The organism is Salinivibrio sp. MA351, from assembly GCF_001996065.1.
In the GTDB taxonomy this organism is placed as follows: Bacteria; Pseudomonadota; Gammaproteobacteria; order Enterobacterales; family Vibrionaceae; genus Salinivibrio; species Salinivibrio costicola.
On the sequence record NZ_MUFG01000035.1, the window covers coordinates 1 to 21,403 of the forward strand.

Genomic DNA, 21,403 nt, shown 5'->3' on the forward strand with positions numbered 1-21,403 from the left:
GTAAGACATCGATACCGTCAGGTTTTGGGTGAAGTCTGACTTCGCCGGGTCTTGGCAATGGGGCATCTCGCAGTGAATGTCCACAATCGAAGCGCTTTCCAGCTTGGTGGTAAAGAAGTTTTCTTGTTTCCCTTCAATCGAGGTGCGGTACCACTTCAGCTCGACCGTTGACATTTTCTCACCCGACGCCAGTGCGTTATAAAGCAATGGCACCGCTTTGTTGAGTGCCACGGTGAATTTAAACGGCTTGTGCACACGTTGGCCAGAGGGCTGACCTGATTGTGGGTCCGTCGGCACGGTCACATTGTGGTCAAACTGCTGCACCAGCATTTCGTCTTCGTGGCCTTCGACAAAAGAATCACCGATAGAATCCGCGGTGCAGGCACCGGCAGTAATCAAACCCTGGGTTTCGCCTTCAATCGAGATATAACATGGCGTTGGCATAATCGCTCCTTTGTATGTAATGAGAGAGCACCACCACGACGGTGATGTTGCTTGTTCGCCACCCTATAAAGCGAAATGCATGCCAAGTTTTTTACCATTATAAATCAGTATATTAGAATATTCCTGACCAATTTTTTGCACGTGCCAAGCAACTTCTTGCCAAGCCAAGCAAAAAGTTGCTCAGCATAAGGCTACCGAGTAGCTTGATGAACATTAATTTTTTCTTGAAGCTGGACGACTTTCCAACTTAGGTAATTTAAGCGTTCGGTAAGTACGGCTAGCTCGGCGTTGGCTTTATCGATATCACCCTGTTCCACAAGTGTTTCGACATAATCGGCTCGTCCATAAATAGGCGATAAGCTGATGGCGAAATCTTCCAAAGATCGAGTTTGCTTTTGCAACGCCCACCAGCGGTTTTGCTCTGCAAGTAGGGCCATATTCGCCATCTTGGTTCGAACCGCGCGAAACTTATCGATGTATTTAGCGGTATTTCCCAGTGCCTCTTTGCGCTCCATGTCATAACGCGTCAATAATTCTCGAGTTTGTTTATTGTCGGCATAGAGTGTGGCCAGTGCATTAAGATGCGCTTTGGCCAGTACTTTGCTCGATTCAATCGACTGCTCCAATTCTTGAGTCGTCGATTGCGCGTATAACGGGACGAATTGTGATTCCCAGCGCGCTAAGGTGCTTGACTGATGCGTTTTTGCAAAAGCCGCCGTGGCGTCAGCATGATTTAAGCTCGGCGCCGGCGCATCGACTTGAAAGGGGGTTTGAAAGTAAGGGATATATGGGTAACCCAGCCATATGACCGCGGTTAAACAGGCCCCTACGACACCGGCCAATAGAGTGCGAATACGGCTTACCCTTATACTAATGGTTGGGTTAACGTTTTCATCGCGTTGTTGCTGTTTTAGTGCACTATGAAATCGCGTTTCTATTCGGTCGATATGTTCAAACAACACATACGCGATCCCCTCATAGTCAACCACATACTTGGGTTGGTGCTGTTCGAGCACATGATATAGGGTGTCGCAGAGCTTTTCACAACGATACAACTCGCGTAATGCTTGTTGGTCTGGCTTAATCTGGTTTAGCTCTCCTTGTACTCGAGCATTCACCCACTCCAGCACCTCTTTTCGCGCCCGGGCACGCTTTTCAGAGACCGCGTCTTCGTTATTCAAACAAGCAAGGATCAATTCCAACCCGTTTGCCAATCCTGCTAGGCCGCCAATTTTTAATGCCGCGACGGTATAGTAGCCACTGAGCAGTAAATCAATACCCTGCTCACTGGCGAGTGCTTGACAGTTATCTTTTACAAATTGCCAATCGGTCCCCCCGGATAATGGCGAGTGTCGTTTATTGATTTGGTCTCTAATTGCTTGATAACGCTCGTCATCACGCAAGGGTTGAACATCTTGGATAATACGAAAAGGCTGGTTATCAATCGAGAGTATAAAAGACATTTAGCATTCCTGATAAAGCAGGGGCGAGTATACTCGCCCCATGATCAGTTAGTAGAGATTGCGTGAGAGCTTGAACGATTTGAACAAGCGCTGCGTGAATGGATTAGTGGCAGCCTGAGCATTAACACGGTAGATCATTCCACCGCCATCAACATTGAATTGATAGTCAACCGAAGTAGTACTAGCCGAGACCACTGCTCCTTGATCAAGGAGACGGAACAACGCCCATGGACCGCGTATCACGACACTACGCGGTGACAGGTTGGTTTTCGTGGGCACCAATGTCAGTTTTGAGGTAGCCGAGTCACGAAGCGTATTTGGCCAAATGAGCTCAATACTGTCTCTAGGCCCATGGCTATAGGTCACATACTGACCATCAACATTCAAAACACTGCGTCGTTTATTGCTGCTTAAACGCAAGGGCTCAACAGAGAAGCTCACATCCAAAACACCTTTACGATTAAAGAACGCTTCTCGGATTTTTTGTGCTTTTTGGATCTGGGCTAGCAGGTCTTGGCGAATTAACGACCCATTTGTCCCTTTATCTCCAACTGATATGTTTTCATCTATAAATATTTTCAGCTGACTATTGTAGAAATTATCCAGGGTTCCTTGTGGCGCAAAGAAGCTTTCAAAGTCGCTAAGTGATGCATCTTTACTGGCATTCGGATTAAACGGATATCGGTTCGCTAACTTTTGTTGATAAGGGCGATATACCTTTTGATACCAACGAGTTTCAAGGTGTTTGATTGCCGCTTGTTTAACGACATGCCAGCTTTCATCGGCGAGTTTATCAACCATACCATCAAGCGGATCAGGTAAACCGGTAGCAATCCGTTTAAGTGTATAAATGGGGTCGGTATTCACCAACTTAACACGTGCTTTGGTCGCATCCAGTGCCGCTGTACCTATGTCAGGTGCATCTTTGATAGATTTAAGGTAGCTTTTTAGTTCCTGTACCGACGCCAACACTTCACTCAGGTAGGCCGGTTTATCGTTCACTGCCTTAACAAGACGGTTCAAATCTGAAAATGGTGCCTGTATTTGTGACGCCACCTCATATTTTGGATTTTCTGAGATCGCTTCTTGAGCGTCTTCATCCAAACCGAGGCCTGATGCAAGCTGGGTATTGGTTTCGAGGGTACGTAATAAACGCTGCAACGGTCCTACGTGCCCAGTAAAATTATCCAGAACCGTTACGGCATCGTTAATATCACTGAAAAACTTCACATCAATTTCGTTCAGCGCTGTACGCCACGTATTTGTATAATCAGCAACATACAAATCACGTATTTTGTTTCTAAGTGCCCTTTTATCCGCGTCACTAAACTGCGCCGTTTCTGCTTCACCTAATACCCAGCTATCAATCAACGCCAAGTCAGAAACTGACTGGAGCTTCGGCACAAAGTAATCTTCAAAGCCAGTTTTGGTCAGCATTTGCGGGATATGTAAGTTTTCGCTATCGACTTCTCGCTCATCAAAAACGATATCAAAGACAGGACCTACCGCGTTCCGCAGGTTCATTCCCGAGCCCAGAACGGTCTCTGCGTCTAGCTTCAAGTTCCGATATACACGTTGGTCGGTCGGCATTATCCGCAAATCGGCTTGAGCACGTGCAATGGTCATATCATAGGGCCGCATCACACGCTCTGCCACGTCGTCACCTTGACGACGTGCAGCCGTCAAATCCGTATGCCGCATGGCATAATCCAAATGGCCGAGTAAACGTTCTTGAATGACCTTTTGCCCGGCAAATTCTTGTTGCCATCGTTGACTAAAATAATCCATCACATAGTCATGATAGCGGCCGCTTTTATCCACCATCATCCGATAAACACGTAACGCCACCAGCTGCTCTTGATCTGTTGTTGCCTGATTAAGATCAATCACCGTATCCGCCATCAAAAGAGGCAAGAATCGACTTTTTAATAGGTTGAGGTACGTTTGTTCAACTTTAGGTCCAATCACATGACCCTGATATAGACCAAAGTCAGAGACATATTTAGGCTTCTCGCGGAAAAAGCCAAATTCCAGCGTCGCTTGACGGATCTGGTTGAGCGGTTTAAGCACCTCACGTTGCGATGCACCGGCAGCACTGTTTGAGAATTGGGTTTTATATTGATCAACTTTTGTCAATACCGCATCTGCATGTGCGACGTTGGCCAGATAATAGCGATGCCATGTCCCCACTAATAAGACAGTGGCGATAGAGCATGCCAAGACAGACATTCCCATCAAGCGCCGTTTATGTTTTGCCACGCGGAAGTTATCCGACGCGAGCCCCGCCTCGGGATAGATAATATTGCTAAATAGTTTTTGCGTGAAAAAAATCGTTGAATTCTTGGCCTTTTGAGCATGATTGACCGCATGTGACAATCCATAACGACGAGAGGCTGCATCATCGAATGCGTTCGTTGGTACCCCTTGCTGATAGACAGAGGTAAAATACGCGCCTCTAACCAGCGCCGAAGTAGAGAATTGATCACTCGCCAGTGCTTCATTGAAAAAAGTAGCAAGAATATCTTTCAGCCCAGCGATCTGACGCGAGAAGCTATAAATCGCTTTACGATCCTCAAAATCAATCGGAGCGGCCAGTGCATGCGGAACTATCGCATTAATGCGATCAATAAATGCAGAATAGTGTTCATCAAACTCTTTAAGCCATGAGTCCAAATCATCCACAGAGTTTAAAGAAAAAGTGAAACCAAGCACCTCATCGCGTTGCTGCTTAGAATAATGTTTAAAAAACGGTTCGAAGCCATACAACAAGTCGAGTTTTGTTAGTGCAATATAAACAGGAAGCCGTGTCGATAGCGTCTCCATCAACTCCCGCAACCTGGCACGTAATAGGTTGGCATACGCCTTGCGTTCTGATGCCGTGGCCGTGGCAAGGTGTGACGCATCAAGGGTTAATACAATCCCATTGAGCGGACGGCGGCTACGGGTCTGCTCCAGCCACTGAACAAAGTGCGACCACAAACGACGCTCAAGCTCACCATCATTATTTTCGTCCTTATGTCCTTGTGTCAGCAACTCACCATCTGGGTCGATAACAACCGATTCGTCACCGATCCACCAGTCAAATGAGTATGGATTCTCACTCTTTTTGCCCGATGCTCGCATAACCGAAGAGAAAACAAAGTTCTGCCCCGAACGATTAATTAGGCTAGTTTTCCCCGCATTTTCAAGCCCGAGAACAAGATACCAAGGGAGTGCATAGAGATGATTCCGCTTGTTCAAGTTTTGCTTCATATTTGCAACAACCTGATTCAGCTCTTTCTCTTGGCGCTCTTCGTATATCTGAATGGGGTCTTCACGCAATCGTTCAGTGTGCGCTTGCTCTGCTTGGAAGCTTTGTAGCTTTCGCCATTGCCATACGCCCCAAATCGCTAAAGCGCCAAGCGTTATAAAACCACTACAAACAGCGCGTGCCATCACGGATGCTAATGGTTTTTTCTCGCCCATCGTCAACCAAGGGCCTGCCCACCAAATGGCGACATTAACAAGAATAAAAATCGCTGCTAATAAAATAGGAAAGGCTGCGACCATGCCAGGCTTAAGCTTTTTCGCTATTTTAAAAATGTTTTTCCACATGAATTTTCGCCCTTAATCACTCTGACGTTGTACTGCGTTCAAGTTGTTCCACCAAGCTGGGTTCCCAGTCGATGACGCTCATGGTTTTAATTTCTTGATTTAGCGTTTGATACTGCTCTTGAGCCATACTGTTAAGTTGATTCGCTCGCATGAGATCGGCCGATATCATTCGCCAATAGAAATGATCGCGTGGTTCTCGTGCCGCTTGTAGCCCATCGTTTAGCATGGAGAGTGCTACCGCAATACCTCCCTCTTTGGCCAACGACAGCGCTTCTTTTCTCTTTTCTTGCCAGTCACCGTTTACGGTCTTTCCACTTGCTTGTCCCGTACTGCCATGAGCTAGCCAATCTTTAACCGCATCAGACACAAACGGCTCTCCACCCTTGAACTTCAGCTCTGCCAGCCCAGGAAGCCGCTCTAGAAACTGACTGACTTCTGACTGAATCGCGTCACACCAACTTTGGTGACCCAATTTTTTAGCAATGGAGTAACTCATTAAGTGCCCTTCAAACCAGTAAGGTGCCATAGTGAGGCTTTGCTCAACTTGCCGCCATAATGCCAAATCGGGGTGCCGCATTTTATCTTGATAGTCTTTCACTCGATCTTGTTGCATCCCTCGCAATTGCGTCTCGCCGCCGGTTTTATGATCGGGTAAGGCGGTAATGCTGTACCAAACCGCGTAGCGACGAAGGCGGATCGCGAGTGCCATACCATCATCTTGTTCCGCCAAAAAAGAGGCGACTTTTAGTAACGTTTGCTTGGTTGCTTTGTCGCTGGAGTGATCAACATCTAAGCCAGAGGATGTCGCTGTTGTCGTTGCGGTTCGCGCCGAGGCTTGCGGTGTTTCTTTCGCGGTTTGGTTAGCACGCTGACGCTCTTCCGCCTTTCGCAGTTCGGCTCGCACATTCACGACGACACTACTGACGACGTCATTGGTCAGGCCTTTCTCTTCAACTGCCTTTTCCCATTCGGCGATCGCCTTCGTCAATGACTCACGATCTTGCGCATCAAACTGGCCAAAGTCCGTTTTATCTATCGCCATCGAAAATCGCTGTGCCATTTGACTAAAGAACTTTCGACGAGGCAGATTTCCACGCTTACCCGGTGCTGGGAAGCTGTCTTCCCAATACTGAGACATAAATGATGCCATCAACTCAAACGAGAGGATAAAGCGAGCCGGAGACGCTTGGTGATGTAGACACTGCAGCAGGTAAGTCAGCAATTTAATGTCTTTGCTCTTTTCTGCTAACAACTTAACAACGCTGTGCTCCACCTCGTCCCACTGAACATCAGCATGGGAGAGCGAGCCAACTTTCATCATTTGATCTTCAACGAAATCAAACAAAGGATCATCGACTAAACGCTCACCGACTGCGCTATTTCCAGGGATTGGCTGTGAAATGCTGCGTTTATATTCTTTCAGTTCCATATTTACCAACCACAACGAGAACGAAGAGCGCCCAGTGCATTACTTAATGGCTGGGTATCAAATGTCAGCCCATCAACGTACTGAGAATTAGAGCGAATGGTTAAACGTTCATCCTGCGCGAATGTCTTCATTAGACGGATTGCAGGTAGACCACGAGAGGACGAGAGCACAACACCTGAGTCATCATTTCGCCAATACTGGGTCTGAGTATTTGGAAACGTTAGTTTGACCCGACCATCATCAATCGGCTCCGGTAGCATCAACTCCACTCGGCTTAAGTTATCGATACAGCTAAGCATCAATAACGGCTGTTCGCTGCCTCGAAAAGCGGTGTTAATGTTACTCGCCTGTAACGTAATCCATGCGCTACTTCCTCGTCCCTCACCCTTTTGATTCAATGACCATGTTTTTGGCGCACTGTCTTGTGCCGCTTGTGTTGCTCTACGCCACTGTAACGGCATTTCTAAGTGATTATCTGCAGGTTCAGACGATGAAACTTGGGTATTAAATACACGATCAAAACAGGCGAGACGATCTAATCGTGACGTCACCGCGCGGCATTGTTTGGCTTGCTCAACTTGCTTTTGAGCGGAAGCAGGTGCGCCAGTCACCGTGGACGGTGCCAAGATTGACACCAGCATGACCCCGGCTAGTGCACAATAGTTTGGGTTATTCATGGGGCTTTTATCTCTAGTTTTCGGCACTTATAGGTTAGGGTTCGACGAGGAATGCCCAAACTATCGGCAGCTTTACTTTTATCGCCATCAAATTGAGACAAGCGATCAGTGATGATCCGTTGCTCAAAGTCGTGCAACGCTTGTTTTAGATCGGCGATGGAAGCTGCATCAATATTTAACACGCTATCAGCCGTCGACGCGCCATTGGTATAGCCTATAGGCATCGACTGAACGTTTGAGGAGCCTGATACAGGTTGCCCGTTACTGATACGCCCACTAAAGGTCGCAATGCTGATAGATTCACGATCAGGCGTTTGAGCACATGCGTATTCAATAAGGTGTTTTAATTCTCGTACATTACCTGGAAAGCTATAACTCAAGAGCATATCGAGCGCGTCAGGCTGCAGCTCTCCTACACGGGTGCCGTGTTGATGATTGAACCTATCAAGAAAGTGATAACTCAGCTGACGCACATCTTCTTTGCGCTGAGCAAGCGATGGCACATGAATCGGATATTGGAGCAAACGATAGTATAGATCTTGACGGAAAGAGCCTGTTTTTACATTGTCCAGCAGGTGCACATGTGTCGCGGACACCAACCGAAAGTCAGATTGACGCTCTCGACTTCCTCCGACGGGGCGGAACGTCCCTAATTCAAGCACACGCAGTAATTTAGCTTGCAAACTCATCGGCATATCACCAATTTCATCAAGAAACAGTGTTCCTCCATTTGCTTGAGCAATCAGGCCCTCTTTATCTATGTTCGCACCTGAGAATGCACCCTTTTCATAACCAAATAGCTCACTTTCTAGCAAATGTTCAGGAATAGCAGCACAGTTGATCGGAATAAATGGCTGGTGTCGACGCGGTGATAAATCATGCACGGCACGCGCGACAAGTTCTTTACCACTTCCTGTCTCGCCTTGGACCAGTACAGATAATTGTGAGGAAGCCGCATTAGCAATTTGCTCACGCAGTCTTCTCATTAAAGTACTGTCTCCAATCAGGGTGGAGGATAGGCTCGCCGCCCTTTCTTGCTGCCGTGTTTGCTTTTCAATGTCAGTCAAAGAGGCTTTTAACGCACGACGATTGCTTTCCTCTCCTTCCATTTCATTGAGCAGTGACCATTGATGTTCAAACACATCCAACACCTGTAAAAACGACGCATCATTCCAAAGGCTAGATAGCGTTTGGTCATCGCCGATAAGACAAAGCAAGAGTTTTACATGTCTATCATGGCGAATTAACGGTCGAATAGAGACGGCTTCAAATAAGCCAAGATCGCCAATAGCCTTTGAAAAGGCTCGATTAGACTGCCAATAAACAATGTCTTCTGCCACTAAATGCTTAGTCGTCGCATTTTGCAACACGTGTGCAAATGGTGTGTCAAAGTCGGTGACAGACCAAGACTCCCCGCTGGAATGGCAGACAAGCTGCCTGCCATCACAACTCGGGACCAGCAGCATTCCTTTGCGCAGCTTGAGCTCGCTGACCAAAATCTGGATAAAGCGAGACTGCAAGTCAGTTGTTCGCCTTTCCCGAGCTAAGTCAGTAACATAAGCTAGCCAGTTATGCATTCTTATTCTACCTCACCCTTAAACTCGCCATTATCTGCCAGTAGACGAACGTGCGTGATCGCCGCTTTGTCGGCCAGCTTGTTTAATAATTCGAGTGAGACGGGTGGCAATAATTGTCCTTCAATAATCGCCTCGAGCATACGGGCGCCATTCTCGCTCCGCGTTGCGCGCTTCAAAATCTCGTCAATTAGGCTGTCGTCAATATCAACGGTTGCGCCATAGCGCTGAGCAAAAGTCGCTTCCAGGTGCGCTAATTTGCCGCGTACGATCTCCGCCAACACGTCACGTTCTAGTGGGACATAAGGCACAACCTCCATCCGTGCCAGCAAGGCAGGTTTAAAGAATGCGGCAAGCTCAGGATATAACGCATCATCAATGTTGGCTTTGTCGTGTGCATAGTCAACAATCGTTTGATAGCCCAAGTTAGACGTCAGGAAGAAAACGGTGTTCTGACAGTCAATCATGCGCCCTTCACCGTCCGCTAGCTCCCCTTTGTCGAAAGCTTGATAGAAGATGTTGAGCACTTCTGGATGGGCTTTTTCAACCTCGTCAAGAAGCACCACAGAATATGGCATCTTGCGGATTGCTTCGGTCAGTACACCGCCTTCGCCATATCCAACATAACCTGGGGGCGAACCAATAAGACGTGAGACCGTGTGTTTTTCTTGGTACTCTGACATGTTAATCGTGGTTAAAAATTGTTTACCACCATAGAGTTGCTGGGCTAATTGCACCACGGTTTCTGTTTTACCGACACCGCTTGGTCCTACAAGTAAAAATGCGCCTTTGGGCCGTCCAGAACGCCGCAAATCCGCACGCGCAGTCAGTAAGTGCCGATGTATGCGTTCGATAGCAATGTCTTGCCCTTTAATCGCATTTCCCAGTAACGTTGTCAGGTTTGTGATTTTGTAGAGCTCGTCGCTGTTCATTTGATCGATAGGCACGCCTGTCCAATCAGAAATCACTTCTGCCACCTGCTCAGCATCAACGTGTGGATGCATCAACCGCTGGTCATGCGGAATAGCGTTAAGTGCATCGTATTTGTCAGCCAATGTCTTTGCTAACGCTTCACGGTCTTGCTCTTGTGACGCTTCATCAACTTGACCCTCATCAAGTTCGGCTGATAGTGGCGGATTTAACAGTGTCGCGCGTAGATCAATGATTTCCTCAACCAACAAACGCTGCTCCCCCCAGCGTGCTTGCAGTGCATGCTTTTCAGCTTCGTCCGCTTGCTCTTGTGTCTCAAGCTCATCTAAACGAGCTTGATCAACGGCTTGGCCAATATATTGGGCTCGCTTCAGCATCTCTATTTCTTGCTGGCGTTGATGACAGAGTGTTTCAAGTAACGCGAGACGTTTAGGGGGAGTCGTTAAATTAATGGCAATCCTTGCACAGGCAGTGTCGAGTACATCGATCGCTTTATCAGGCAGCTGACGCCCAGATAAATAGCGAGCAGACAGTTCCGCCGCCGCTTTTAAGGCATCATCGGCAATCAATACACCATGGGCTTTTTCATACACACTGCCAAGCCCTCGCATAATATCAACGGCTTGGTTTACGGAAGGCTCTTCAAGCTTCACCAACTGAAAACGACGCGTCAAAGCAGGATCTTTTTCGAAATACTTTTTGTATTCTTTCCAGGTGGTTGCGGCGATCGTGCTCAGCTCGCCACGCGCTAAGGCGGGTTTGAGCAAATTGGCGGCATCACTGCCCCCTTCCTGGTTTCCTGAGCCAATGAGAGTATGAGCCTCATCAATAAACAGAATAATGGGGTTCGGCGCGCTCTTAATGCCATCAATGACACCTTTCAAGCGCTTCTCAAACTCACCTTTGACGGAAGCACCCGCTTGAAGCAAACCAAGATCAAGGCAGAATAGCTCAACGTTTTGTAGGCGCTCTGGGACATTACCGGCCGCAATGCGTAAGGCTAACCCTTCCACCATGGCGCTTTTGCCTACTCCCGCATCACCGACAACAATTGGGTTGTTTTTACGACGGCGACAAAGAATATCAACCATTAAGTTGAGCTCTTCTTCGCGACAAAGCACTGGATCCAATTCACTATTTTTGGCTTGTGCGGTGATGTTGGAGCAATACTTATAAAGCGGTGACTCGCTGCCTTCCATTGATGGCGCTTTTGGCCCTTTTTTCTGGTCACTTTCCACGGCAGTTTCAGCAGAGTCCGCGACAATAGCGTCAAAATGCGTTTTCAAGCTCTCGCGATTAATGCCTGCTAATAACTTGGATGCCGAACGCGACAAGTAGCGGTCGGCGCGATTTAATACCGCAAAAAAGACGCTTCCCGAACGCAATTCTGATTGGTTTAGCTCTGTGGTTGATAGCAACCATGCTTCTTGCAGTACTTCAACCAACAGCGGCGAGAACGCTGGGTAGGTATCAAGCGTGTTATCTCGCTCGTAATTACCTGCGAGCGCTTGCTTAAGCGACTCAGTGTCGATATTTGCTTGCTTGGTAATGAGTCGAACGTCAGACAAAGGATTATCTAGCAAGACCTCTAGGAAGTGCTCAACTAAGACTTCAGGATGATGACGCTCAATACATAATGAGGCGGCTTGCTCGAGTGCTAATTTGCTTGGCGCATTCAATTTAGCGATGAGCGTGGACAATTCAATTCGAATCACAGGGACACCTAATTCTAATCAATATAATGTTGTTCGGGTCACAGCAACTGATTCAGTTGACTGAGTACATTTTCAGACTTTTCATGTAGAAAGTATGAATAGCCAGCGAAGATACCCGCCCACAAGACGAGAAATCCGACAAAAATAGACCAAAGCGGCACCTGGCGGCTGAGTGCATACCGAGTGTTAACAACATGGTTACTCCCCTCACTCAGTTGTTTGGGTTGCTTTTCATCATCTAATAGTTGGTCATGTAGCCTTTTAATGACTTTTTCTCGCTGCGCATACCCCCCATCAATCACTCGATATTTCCCTTCAAAGCCCAAGCACAAGCAGTGATAAATAAACACGAGTAATGGTCGATACCTCTCGGGCTCGTTTTCCAAACGACCTAGAACGGTAAATACTTTCTCGCCTCCCCATGTTTCATTGTGGAAACGAGACAACATTGAATGCTCAGCCCAGCAGGTGTTAGCTCCCCATGGGGTACCCATGACCGCTTCATCAAGAAACGTACACAATATATAGCGATATGCCATCAGCATTGCGTGTTCATAACCTTGCTCTGATAGCTCTATTTCGATCGCTTTTATTTCCTCGATCGTTTGGTGGTAGATTTGCTCAATATTCTCGCAACTGGATAATGAACGTACTCGCAACGCTAACCCGAATAGAGGGGTTGCCGCATCCACCAACGCATTAGCATTGTGGCCACGTAGTTGAAACCAGTAATCTTGGTCACTGTCTATTTTTTCAACGTTATCATGTAGGAGGTCTTTAAAGACACTTTCGTCAGTGGCTGCCATAATCAATCTCTTATCGCCCAGAATTGAATATCAAGATCATCAAATGCGGCGGCGACATGGAACGCAAAGCCACTAGAGTTCGTGAGCATCGACCACGCCGCACTCTCTTTGTCCAATTGGTAGTAGGTATAGCCGGCATGGTAAGGCAACTGGCGAGGCGCAACAGGTAGCGAAATCAGCGGAATACCAGGCAGTTGAAGTGAAATAAGCTCGCGAATTTTCTCAACCGAAGAGACTTTGGTTTGCTGAGTGAACAATCGCCGTAACTCATCCAATGGCATACGTGCTTTAACTGCAACGATAAACTCTGCCGACTCCATCAATTGCGGGTCTTGAACCGGCGCGACCATCAGGCCGTAGTTGCGCTTATCTAGCTGAATAGAGACGGCTCGAGGCTCCAGCACCACACTGAGGCTCTGGCGCAAATAGCGGATAACAGGCCAAAATGCATCACCCGGCATATCGTGGTTATAAGCTGGCATTGACGGTGCCAGACGGCTTTCATCCGTGAACGTTGCTAACTCACCACAAATTGACGACAAGCATTCATACAAACGTTCTGGGTGCAGACTGCCTAAAGAGGCAAGGTGCTTCATCTGCGGATACAGACGGTTCAACGAATGTAAAAGCATAAAATCAGAGACATCAGCCACACCGCCCTGAGAAGGAGAACTAATACGTTGAGCGATATTTTTTGCGCGCTCTTGCATCAAACCAGACATTTCATTGATAAAACGGTGCAAGGTCGCATTACCAGCAACATTGAAATGGCACGGAATAAAATTAGCATCAAGGACAACACTGCCGTCAGGTCGCTTTTCTGAAATCCGTGCAATAGGAATAGAGGCATAGGCACTGCGATCCTCTTTTTCTAGCATCAATTGCAACTGAATCGGTGATACATCAAGCGTGGTTGTGTCACCTTGCACACTCTGTACATCTCGTACATCGATACGACGGCTTTCATAGCGCCCTGACCCTTTTTCATCAGGCCAGTTCACTTCCATAATCGATTCACTGCGCAACGGTATAGCAAGGTAAATCAACTGATTTGAAAGCGATCCGTCTTCGATTTCTAACGCTTCAGGCATTACGTCTTCTTGTGGGATACGAAACGCCGTTCCATCTGGCATGACACCGACTGCTCGCTCGATAGCAATACGTCCAAACGCTAGGTATTCCGGATTTAGTGACAGCTCAGCAATGCCATATAAATATTTACTGACGGACGTTAACCGCTCTTCCAATAAATACTCACTGTAGCGCTGATGCTGCTGGAAATGCTGAGGCTTAATAAAGAGCCCTTCGCTCCATATCACGCGATTACGTGCAAACATTACCTTTATTCTACCTTTTCTAATTTCACGTCATAATCTTGAAATAGCATCAACAAATGATACTTGCGGCCTTTGTTCAGCACTTTGACAGCTTTTTTCCATTCCCCGAGATTAGGTTCGGCAAAATGTGCCATCACACCGATATAATTTGTGTCTTCATCGATCTCAAACGCATTGACAAATTTGAATTGCCCTGGGGTCAGAACATAGTCGTAGTTATTAATAAAGTTACTACTCAATGCWCCTTCATAGTCAGTACGCAATTGATCAAATCCCGCAGACATGAACATCGAATCATCTTCGAGTTCAAAGACTTGTACCTCGATAGGTGCTGGGTCTCCTGCTATATTCGGATTTACACCACTGTCACTGACTAAACTAAACGTCGCAGTCGTGGGTTGTTCTTCAGGCTTGTATTCATCTGAAGAACTACAGGCTGTCAATAGTATGATTGCGCAAAGCACGCCTAACTTTTTAAGCATGATTAGCCCTCCTGTTGTTTTTCGCGAATACGTTTGTCATAGACCTGCTCAAATATTTCCCAAAAGAGTTTAGCGAAGCCTTGTTGACGGTTAGATGTAAGCTCTTTGTAATAATTACAATACATTTCCCACGCCCAAGCCGACTCACCATCTTCATGTGCGTCCGTATTGCGTCGACAATGTTGAAAACGACGTAACAGCACTTCCGGTGAAAACGCGTTTAATATTTGATCTAATGCTTCTGAAATCGCATCCTGCGTTGCTTCATTATGATCTCTTACATTTTTTAAGCTCTCAGCAATGGCTGCAGGCGCAGACAAATGAACTAAGCTTTTATCCGCGTCATACATAGTGCGAACCGTATCTTGGTAAGAAAGACCAAGACGTAACGGGTTGTCTTCAATAGGTTGAAGATTACGGTTCATCGTTCCAAATCGTCCTTCTGCAGCTTGTTCGTGCAGTGCTAGCAAGCCTTTTAAACACGCTTGTAACGATTGACCCATTTCTTGTGACAGGAAATGCATCCGTTGAACATCTTGTTCATTCGTTATACGAACACCAAGCCCTTCTAGCATTGGACCCGTTAATAAGTGTTGCCCGTGTCCACCATGGTTATTTGACGGCGTAGGCGATGATTCATTTTGCAAACTCTTGGCCACTTCTTGCTCGAGAAGTCCTAGCTCTTTTTCGTCCATTGGCTTCATCTCATTTTCTATCGGCTTGGAAGGAGTATGTGATGCCATATTCGCTGGCTGTGCATCCAATACTTGTTGATCTGACTTGTTACTGGTGGCCTGGTTTTTTTTCTGACCGAATCCAAAAATACGCTTCAATCGCACAGAGGCAGACATGACATCTTCGCTGTCGGCCTGAGGCGTAAACGAAGGTTGCTTTTCAACCAAGTTTTTCTTTGAAATCAAATTACCCGTTTCACTGATCTGCTCGGCTGGTTCACCATCCAATAACCAGTTTGATCCTTGGATATGTGTCGATGCCTCTAGCTCGGCCAAGGGATCAATAGGCGCTGATACATCTTCAAGCTCGGGCTCGTCATCGACTGGTTCATGACCATTCGCTAACAAATCTGTGTGGTTAGAATCAAAAAGCGTATCAATATGTCCAGCGTCAACCTCTTCGTTTTTTCCGGTTAACACGCGTATCTCATATGGGCCAATTTGCATTTCATCTTTATGTGCTAAACGTGCTAATTGCCCTTTACCAAGCGGCATATCGGTACCGTTAACAAAGGTCTGTCCACACTCATCACGCACACAAAAAGCACCATCCACCATTAAGATCTCACAATGCAAATCATGCACGCGTCCTAAACGATCTTTTAATCGCCAATGCACGGCGGGCGATGCGCCAATGGTGCCACCAGATTCCACAAAACGAATCTGTGCCGACAAACCAGATTCTAAGGTTTGCGCGTTTGCGACTACGAGTGTTATGCCGTTTTGATGTTGTGAGACCATCGTTATTGCCTTACCTGAATTAATACACGCTTATCTTGCAGCTCTTCGCCAAGGAAAGATGTCCATCCCAGCGCTATGTGTTGCCCCAGCTGAAGAGCAGGTGTTTCTTCATCTGTCATCGACAACTCCAAATCAAATGCCATCTGCTCACGCAGAATAAATTCAACTAACTTACACAAAGGCTGATACTCTTTACCGACCGGTAAAAAATCATTAAAACGCTCTCGTGTCAGATCTTTGATACAAATAACGAACTTTCCATTGCAATCAAAAACCGACTCTCCAATCACAGTGTCTTCACCAAGGCGACCATTCATACAGCCAAGAGACATCTGTTGCTCTTTCGCAATCTTTACCTTGCGCGTTACCCATTGGCGGATCTCTACATGTTCAAGATCAAAACAGTGCGCGATGATGCCAGCAACCACTGTCGGTGATCGGCTTCGCCCCGCTAACGTCCCGGCATAAGCCAACATTTTGCACCAGTTTATCGGGGTGTCCCCTCTTAACTGGGGATCACCCAGCCCAACAAGCGCGAATAACTGTGCCGAAAACTGATCTTCCGCACCTGGCTGAAACCTGACGTAATAGCGGTATTTGCGCCATATTCGATAGACCAATGCGATCAATCGGTTATTAAAAAAGTCCAAGAAGGGTCTTTTAATTCCTCCTGGCTCTTCATGTAGCAGTTGCTCTGTAATGAAGGCCGGCAGTGGCGATTGTGAGCCCGCAAGTCCTAAAAAGTTCGTTAGCATCACTGTGTGATCATTCACTTGATCCAGCGATGCTATATCTGATGCAGCAAACCCAAGACTCGGATTTGCACTAAACACTAACTGGCACTCGCGCTCCCATTCTTCTTCCTCTGGGTTAAGCCCTTTATGCTTTTGCAAAAGCTCAACTAATTGGAAGAAGCTATACACTCGCGCATCTTTTACGAGATCAGCGGTACTCATTTCTGTTTCTTCTAAATGAGTGGTTGCTTCCCGACTCTCGTCTGCCATGTATAGCTCTCATTATTCGTTGTGTTGATGACGGTGAGCTCATGAAAAGAATTAATGCTCGCATACAACGAGAAAAAGTGGCTGAGTACCGTTCCAAATAAATATAAATCGCCTTCAGAACCAAACCCGTCTTGATTAAGATAAATCGTCGACTGTAAGCCACGGACAGGCATTCCTCTCAATAGCTTATCCATTGGCTTTGATTGAATGTCTTCAATCGCGTTTAGCCGCTTCTTACCTACTCGCTCTGCTTGACGATCGACAAGCGCACGGAAATCATACGCTGTTAATACACAGCTAAGTGCATCTTTGGATAACAATGACAAATAATTGAGCGATAAATTAGAAATCAACATCCATAATAAACTGCCATCTAGCACAGGACGGAGTGCTTGAGTTGGAATGGTGATATTCTCGAATTCTGCAAATGGTGGTGAGCTATCCGTTGGACACGATATATCACCGACGCCTAACTCCAAAGGTAACTGTCTATTCGTACAAGTCAGCTTAATCGAAACAGCTTCATCGACGTCCACGGATGTCGATTCGTCCCCTCGAATGAAAGAGATAAAAGAATCGAATCCATCACCACGAATACTGTCTTTGACACGCGCTCGGTAATAGAGTGTCTCGCGGTTACGCACGCGCTCAACTTCATGCTGGAAGCTTTCAAATGGCGTATAAGTCCGCTTTTGACCGCGAATAGGCTGTCCATCAATAATCTTGTCTTGTCGCCCAGTGACACTATCAATACTAAACACTTCATAGTGAGCCGGTTTATTACTCGACGGGATCACCTTGTACTCAGTGTTTTTTCCCGTTAAATCAATAGGGTCTGCATCATGATTGAATAAGTTAATAATGGGTGTGCAGTAAAGCTGAAAACTTTCAGGTCTGACTCTGACATCCGATGGCAAGGTTTTAGAGAGATGCAGCTGCACCGTAAACTGTCCATATACATTACTCGGTATGGCTTTATCTAACCCCCCGATGTCAACAAAGTGAAACGCCTCTGGAAATGACAAATACTCCTGCAGCACACGATAACCATCATAAACATTTTGCGGATATGGCAATAAAGCATCGCCGGCGTTAAATCCGACAGATGAGAACGCATCACGTGGTAACGAAAATGCTGTTCCATCAACATGCACCGTTACCTTCTCTAGATGATGACTCAACCACAGATAGAGCATTTGCGCGCTATATTTGTCTCCGCCAATATAAAAGCGCAGTTTATTAATGTTGGCATCTCGTACCGACATATCACCACTGAGCGTCATCTGTAGCTGTATTGTCGTCGCCTCGCGCGTATGTTCAGCATGAACGCTGGAGCAAGAAAGCGGGTAAAGATCAACGTCACGGCAAGTTTGAAAGCGACACTGAGTTTCCATGGCAGACTTACTATCAAGTTCAGTCCCTTTCACCACAGTTTGCTTTTCACTGAGACTTTCTTCTGGTTTGAATTGCGCAATACACATGCTAGGGACTGGCCGTAAATAATTGGGCCAAAGCATATTAATGATTGAGTGAGTTAACTCTGGAAAGTCATCATCCACTTTTTCGCGCAACTTGCCCGTTAAGAACGCAAATCCCTCTAGCAACCGCTCTACATCAGGATCGGTGTGTCGACCGTGTAAGAAGCGAGCCAGTTGGGGATGCAGTTCAGTAAAAGCTTTACCTTGCTCTTTCAAGAACGCGAGTTCTTCTCGAAAATACTTGTCTTTCGTCATGCGATTTACAACACCCGATATTGGCGGTTCTGGTCTAAAAACAAGCTAAGTTGAACTTTCTCGTGCAGCGCTTCACTGTTGACGGTAGCAACAATATTGAACCGCAACATTAACGGTGAATGCGGATCAAAGTCTGATGTCACCAGGATATTTGTTAGCCGCGGTTCATATCTCTCTAAACAGTCTTTGATCGCGAGTTTCACTCTGAGCGATAAGTCTAAGCTTTCGAGTGTCGCATCGTTGAAATCAATAAGACCGAGTTCAGGAGAGCTTTGCGCCCCGCCAATACGTGTATTCAGCACATTGGCAATATTGCGTTTGATCGATCTCACCACGTCTGGGCTACTCGGCCCCTGAGTGACAGATACAGGTTTAGCGCCGGCTTCAAGACGCTCCAAGAAGCCGACACCAAATGCACTGTCTTCTAGCGCAACGTATGCCATGATTACTGATCAAGCCTACCAACAAGAGACAGTTCAAAGTTCGCGCCCATATATTTGAAATGAGGACGAACGGCCAAAGACACCTGATACCAGCCAGGGTTACCCTCAACGTCAGTCACTTCAATCTTGGCAGCGCGAAGTGGTCGACGACTACGTACATCTGCTGGTGGGTTTTCTTGGTCAGCGACATATTGTTTGAGCCAAGTATTCAACTCTCGCTCCAGATCTTGACGTTCTTTCCAAGAACCAATTTGCTCTCGTTGTAGCACTTTGATGTAATGCGCCAAGCGATTAATAATCATCATGTAAGGTAGCTGTGTACCGAGCTTATAATTGGTTTCCGCTTCTTTACCTTCTTTGGTGTTTGGGAACACCTTCGGTTTTTGGATTGAGTTGGCAGAGAAGAAAGCAGCGTTGTCGCTACCTTTACGCATGGTCAAGCCAATAAATCCCTCTTCGGCAAGCTCAAATTCTTTGCGGTCAGTGATCAACACTTCCGTCGGGATTTTAGATTGTAGTGCGCCCATCGATTCATAAACATGAACCGGAAGGTCTTCTACTGCACCACCGCTTTGTGGCCCAATAATATTTGGACACCAACGATATTTAGCAAAGCTATCCGTTAGACGCGTTGCAAATGCAAATGCGGTGTTCCCCCAAAGGTAGTGTTCATGAGCTTGGCTAACGTTCTCGTGATACACGAAAGATTTGATCGGATTTTCGGTTGGATCGTACGGAACACGCAACAAGAAGCGCGGTGCAGTCAGACCCAAATAGCGTGCATCTTCAGATTCACGAATTGAGCGCCACTTGGTATATTTAGGGCTTTCAAAGATGGACTTGACATCTTTAATGTTTGGCAGCTCTTCGAACGACTCAATACCAAAAAATTCAGGTCCAACACTTGAGATGAATGGCGCATGGGCCATCGCACCTAGCGCACCCATGTATTGAAGCAACTTCATATCTGGCGTAGATGGGGTGAAGGCATAGTTACCAATAATGGCACCCGTTGGCTCACCACCGAATTGACCGTAACCTGATGAGTAGACGTGCTTATAGAGACCTGATTGCGTTGTTTCAGGCGCAAACTCAAAGTCATCTAGCAACTCATCTTTGGTCACATGCAAGATGTCAACTTTGTTGTTCTCGCGAAAATCCGTCCGATCGACAAATAATTTAAGTCCACGCCATGCCGATTCCATTTCTTGGAAAGACGTGTCGTGCAATATTTCGTCCATTTGAGCACTGATCTTTTTGTCAAGCTCAACAAGCATTTGATCAACAAGTGCTTTGTTAACAGGCTCTTGGGTTTGATCGTTGCCAACGAGGTTTTCGATGAAGGCGGCGACACCTTTCTTTGCGACATCATAGCCTTCTTCGCTAGGCTCAATACGCGTTTGCGCCATTATCTCGTCAAGTAAGCCACCTTCCTTGACTTCAGGAGACTCTACGACTGATTCACTTGTAGACATGTTTCTATTTCCTAAGGCTTAAGTTACTACTGGTTTGAATCAATTACTCTTTCGGAGCGTCATCATCGCTACTGACAATACTTAGCTCAGCAAGCAACTTCTCACGAGACTCTTCAGAGTTAAGCAGCTCCTGTAAGCGATCACGGAATGCTGGAATATTGCCAAGAGGACCTTTTAATGCAACCAAGGCTTCACGAAGCTCTATTAGTTTTTTGAGCTCGGGAACTTGAGCTGCAACAGAGTCAGGCGCAAAATCATTCATTGATTTAAAAGACAGCTCAACAGGCAGTTCAGCGTCTTTATCATCAGTAAGTTGATTTTTTACAGTGGTGGAAAGATGTAAATTACTTTCACGCATTACGTCTTCAAAATTGTTTTTGTCGACTGACACTGTCGCACGCTCTTCAACCGGCGTATCTTCAGTGTGACCTTTAAAATCACCAACAACCAAGGTTTTAAGTGGCAGCTCTACTTCCGCTTGCTGGTCACCCGTTGCAGGTACGTACTTGATATTTATGCGCTCTTTTGGCGCAACGCTTCCTTCTTTGGACACTTTGAACCCTCGATACCTTCACCAAAATGGCAGCACAGCCAGGAATGATCCTGCCACGCTGGACTGCGTTAACATCTTACAAACATCAATGACCTGTTGTGCTGCAATCACTGACGGTGCGCCAGCATACATAACGAAAAATTAGACATTAATTAAAAATGCATAATTTTGGAGTAATGCCTCATTTTTATTTTTTATGATCAAAAAAACACGCAACGCTGACACCTTGACACTGTCATGACAATTTATATGTAAACATCATGTTAGCG

Annotated in this window: 16 protein-coding genes; all 16 read right to left on the reverse strand. The window is 46.4% G+C overall.

Annotated elements, in window-relative coordinates:
• On the reverse strand, positions 1–444 hold a 444-nt coding region (locus BZG78_RS14130), incomplete at its 3' end, for an Hcp family type VI secretion system effector (RefSeq protein ID WP_077661561.1).
• A 191-nt stretch (positions 445–635) separates the two neighbouring features.
• Positions 636–1,907: a type VI secretion system ImpA family N-terminal domain-containing protein gene (locus BZG78_RS14135; protein WP_077661562.1), complete on the reverse strand. Its 1,272-nt coding sequence runs from the start codon at positions 1,905–1,907 to the stop codon at positions 636–638.
• 48 nt (positions 1,908–1,955) lie between these two features.
• On the reverse strand, positions 1,956–5,456 hold the full coding sequence (gene tssM / locus BZG78_RS14140; RefSeq protein ID WP_199877205.1) for a type VI secretion system membrane subunit TssM: 3,501 nt from the start codon (positions 5,454–5,456) through the stop codon (positions 1,956–1,958).
• 61 nt (positions 5,457–5,517) lie between these two features.
• A complete protein-coding gene (gene tssA, locus BZG78_RS14145) occupies positions 5,518–6,930 on the reverse strand; it encodes a type VI secretion system protein TssA (RefSeq protein ID WP_077661564.1) in 1,413 nt (470 codons plus the stop codon).
• Between the two features lie 2 nt (positions 6,931–6,932).
• A complete protein-coding gene (vasI, locus tag BZG78_RS14150; RefSeq protein WP_242413031.1) occupies positions 6,933–7,607 on the reverse strand; it encodes a type VI secretion system-associated protein VasI in 675 nt (224 codons plus the stop codon).
• Positions 7,604–9,184: a sigma 54-interacting transcriptional regulator gene (locus BZG78_RS14155; protein ID WP_077461335.1), complete on the reverse strand. Its 1,581-nt coding sequence runs from the start codon at positions 9,182–9,184 to the stop codon at positions 7,604–7,606. The genes vasI and BZG78_RS14155 overlap by 4 nt, the downstream gene beginning before the upstream one ends.
• 2 nt (positions 9,185–9,186) lie before the next feature.
• A complete protein-coding gene (gene tssH / locus BZG78_RS14160) occupies positions 9,187–11,826 on the reverse strand; it encodes a type VI secretion system ATPase TssH (protein ID WP_077661565.1) in 2,640 nt (879 codons plus the stop codon).
• A 38-nt stretch (positions 11,827–11,864) separates the two neighbouring features.
• Positions 11,865–12,632 carry a type IVB secretion system protein IcmH/DotU gene (gene icmH, locus BZG78_RS14165; protein ID WP_077461337.1) on the reverse strand — a complete coding sequence of 256 codons (768 nt, stop codon included), beginning with the start codon at positions 12,630–12,632 and terminating at the stop codon, positions 11,865–11,867.
• A gap of 2 nt (positions 12,633–12,634) precedes the next feature.
• The gene (gene tssK, locus BZG78_RS14170; RefSeq protein WP_077577317.1) at positions 12,635–13,969 is read right to left on the reverse strand and encodes a type VI secretion system baseplate subunit TssK; all 1,335 of its coding nucleotides are present in this window, start codon (positions 13,967–13,969) and stop codon (positions 12,635–12,637) included.
• Between the two features lie 5 nt (positions 13,970–13,974).
• A complete protein-coding gene (gene tssJ / locus BZG78_RS14175) occupies positions 13,975–14,451 on the reverse strand; it encodes a type VI secretion system lipoprotein TssJ (RefSeq protein ID WP_077461339.1) in 477 nt (158 codons plus the stop codon).
• A 2-nt stretch (positions 14,452–14,453) separates the two neighbouring features.
• On the reverse strand, positions 14,454–15,926 hold the full coding sequence (gene tagH, locus BZG78_RS14180; RefSeq protein WP_077577318.1) for a type VI secretion system-associated FHA domain protein TagH: 1,473 nt from the start codon (positions 15,924–15,926) through the stop codon (positions 14,454–14,456).
• A gap of 2 nt (positions 15,927–15,928) precedes the next feature.
• A complete protein-coding gene (tssG, locus tag BZG78_RS14185; RefSeq protein ID WP_236719535.1) occupies positions 15,929–16,882 on the reverse strand; it encodes a type VI secretion system baseplate subunit TssG in 954 nt (317 codons plus the stop codon).
• 11 nt (positions 16,883–16,893) lie between these two features.
• Entirely contained in the window at positions 16,894–18,663 is a 1,770-nt protein-coding gene (gene tssF / locus BZG78_RS14190; RefSeq protein WP_077661566.1) for a type VI secretion system baseplate subunit TssF, read from the reverse strand.
• Between the two features lie 5 nt (positions 18,664–18,668).
• Complete coding sequence (gene tssE, locus BZG78_RS14195; RefSeq protein WP_025740375.1) at positions 18,669–19,106, reverse strand: type VI secretion system baseplate subunit TssE; 438 nt, start codon at positions 19,104–19,106, stop codon at positions 18,669–18,671.
• Between the two features lie 2 nt (positions 19,107–19,108).
• Positions 19,109–20,581, reverse strand: a complete 1,473-nt coding sequence (tssC, locus tag BZG78_RS14200; protein ID WP_077461343.1) for a type VI secretion system contractile sheath large subunit — start codon at positions 20,579–20,581, stop codon at positions 19,109–19,111.
• A gap of 43 nt (positions 20,582–20,624) precedes the next feature.
• On the reverse strand, positions 20,625–21,134 hold the full coding sequence (gene tssB, locus BZG78_RS14205; RefSeq protein ID WP_077461344.1) for a type VI secretion system contractile sheath small subunit: 510 nt from the start codon (positions 21,132–21,134) through the stop codon (positions 20,625–20,627).
• Between the last annotated feature and the right edge of the window lie 269 nt (positions 21,135–21,403).

What these genes read in the sequence shown, in the direction of transcription:
- BZG78_RS14135 (WP_077661562.1), bottom strand. Translation starts at nt 1,907, where the DNA reads ATGTCTTTTATACTCTCGATTGATAACCAGCCTTTTCGTATTATCCAA.
- tssM (WP_199877205.1), bottom strand. Translation starts at nt 5,456, where the DNA reads ATGGTCGCAGCCTTTCCTATTTTATTAGCAGCGATTTTTATTCTTGTT.
- tssA (WP_077661564.1), bottom strand. Translation starts at nt 6,930, where the DNA reads ATGGAACTGAAAGAATATAAACGCAGCATTTCACAGCCAATCCCTGGA.
- vasI (WP_242413031.1), bottom strand. Translation starts at nt 7,607, where the DNA reads ATGAATAACCCAAACTATTGTGCACTAGCCGGGGTCATGCTGGTGTCA.
- BZG78_RS14155 (WP_077461335.1), bottom strand. Translation starts at nt 9,184, where the DNA reads ATGCATAACTGGCTAGCTTATGTTACTGACTTAGCTCGGGAAAGGCGA.
- icmH (WP_077461337.1), bottom strand. Translation starts at nt 12,632, where the DNA reads ATGGCAGCCACTGACGAAAGTGTCTTTAAAGACCTCCTACATGATAAC.
- tssK (WP_077577317.1), bottom strand. Translation starts at nt 13,969, where the DNA reads ATGTTTGCACGTAATCGCGTGATATGGAGCGAAGGGCTCTTTATTAAG.
- tagH (WP_077577318.1), bottom strand. Translation starts at nt 15,926, where the DNA reads ATGGTCTCACAACATCAAAACGGCATAACACTCGTAGTCGCAAACGCG.
- tssG (WP_236719535.1), bottom strand. Translation starts at nt 16,882, where the DNA reads ATGAGTACCGCTGATCTCGTAAAAGATGCGCGAGTGTATAGCTTCTTC.
- tssF (WP_077661566.1), bottom strand. Translation starts at nt 18,663, where the DNA reads ATGACGAAAGACAAGTATTTTCGAGAAGAACTCGCGTTCTTGAAAGAG.
- tssE (WP_025740375.1), bottom strand. Translation starts at nt 19,106, where the DNA reads ATGGCATACGTTGCGCTAGAAGACAGTGCATTTGGTGTCGGCTTCTTG.
- tssC (WP_077461343.1), bottom strand. Translation starts at nt 20,581, where the DNA reads ATGTCTACAAGTGAATCAGTCGTAGAGTCTCCTGAAGTCAAGGAAGGT.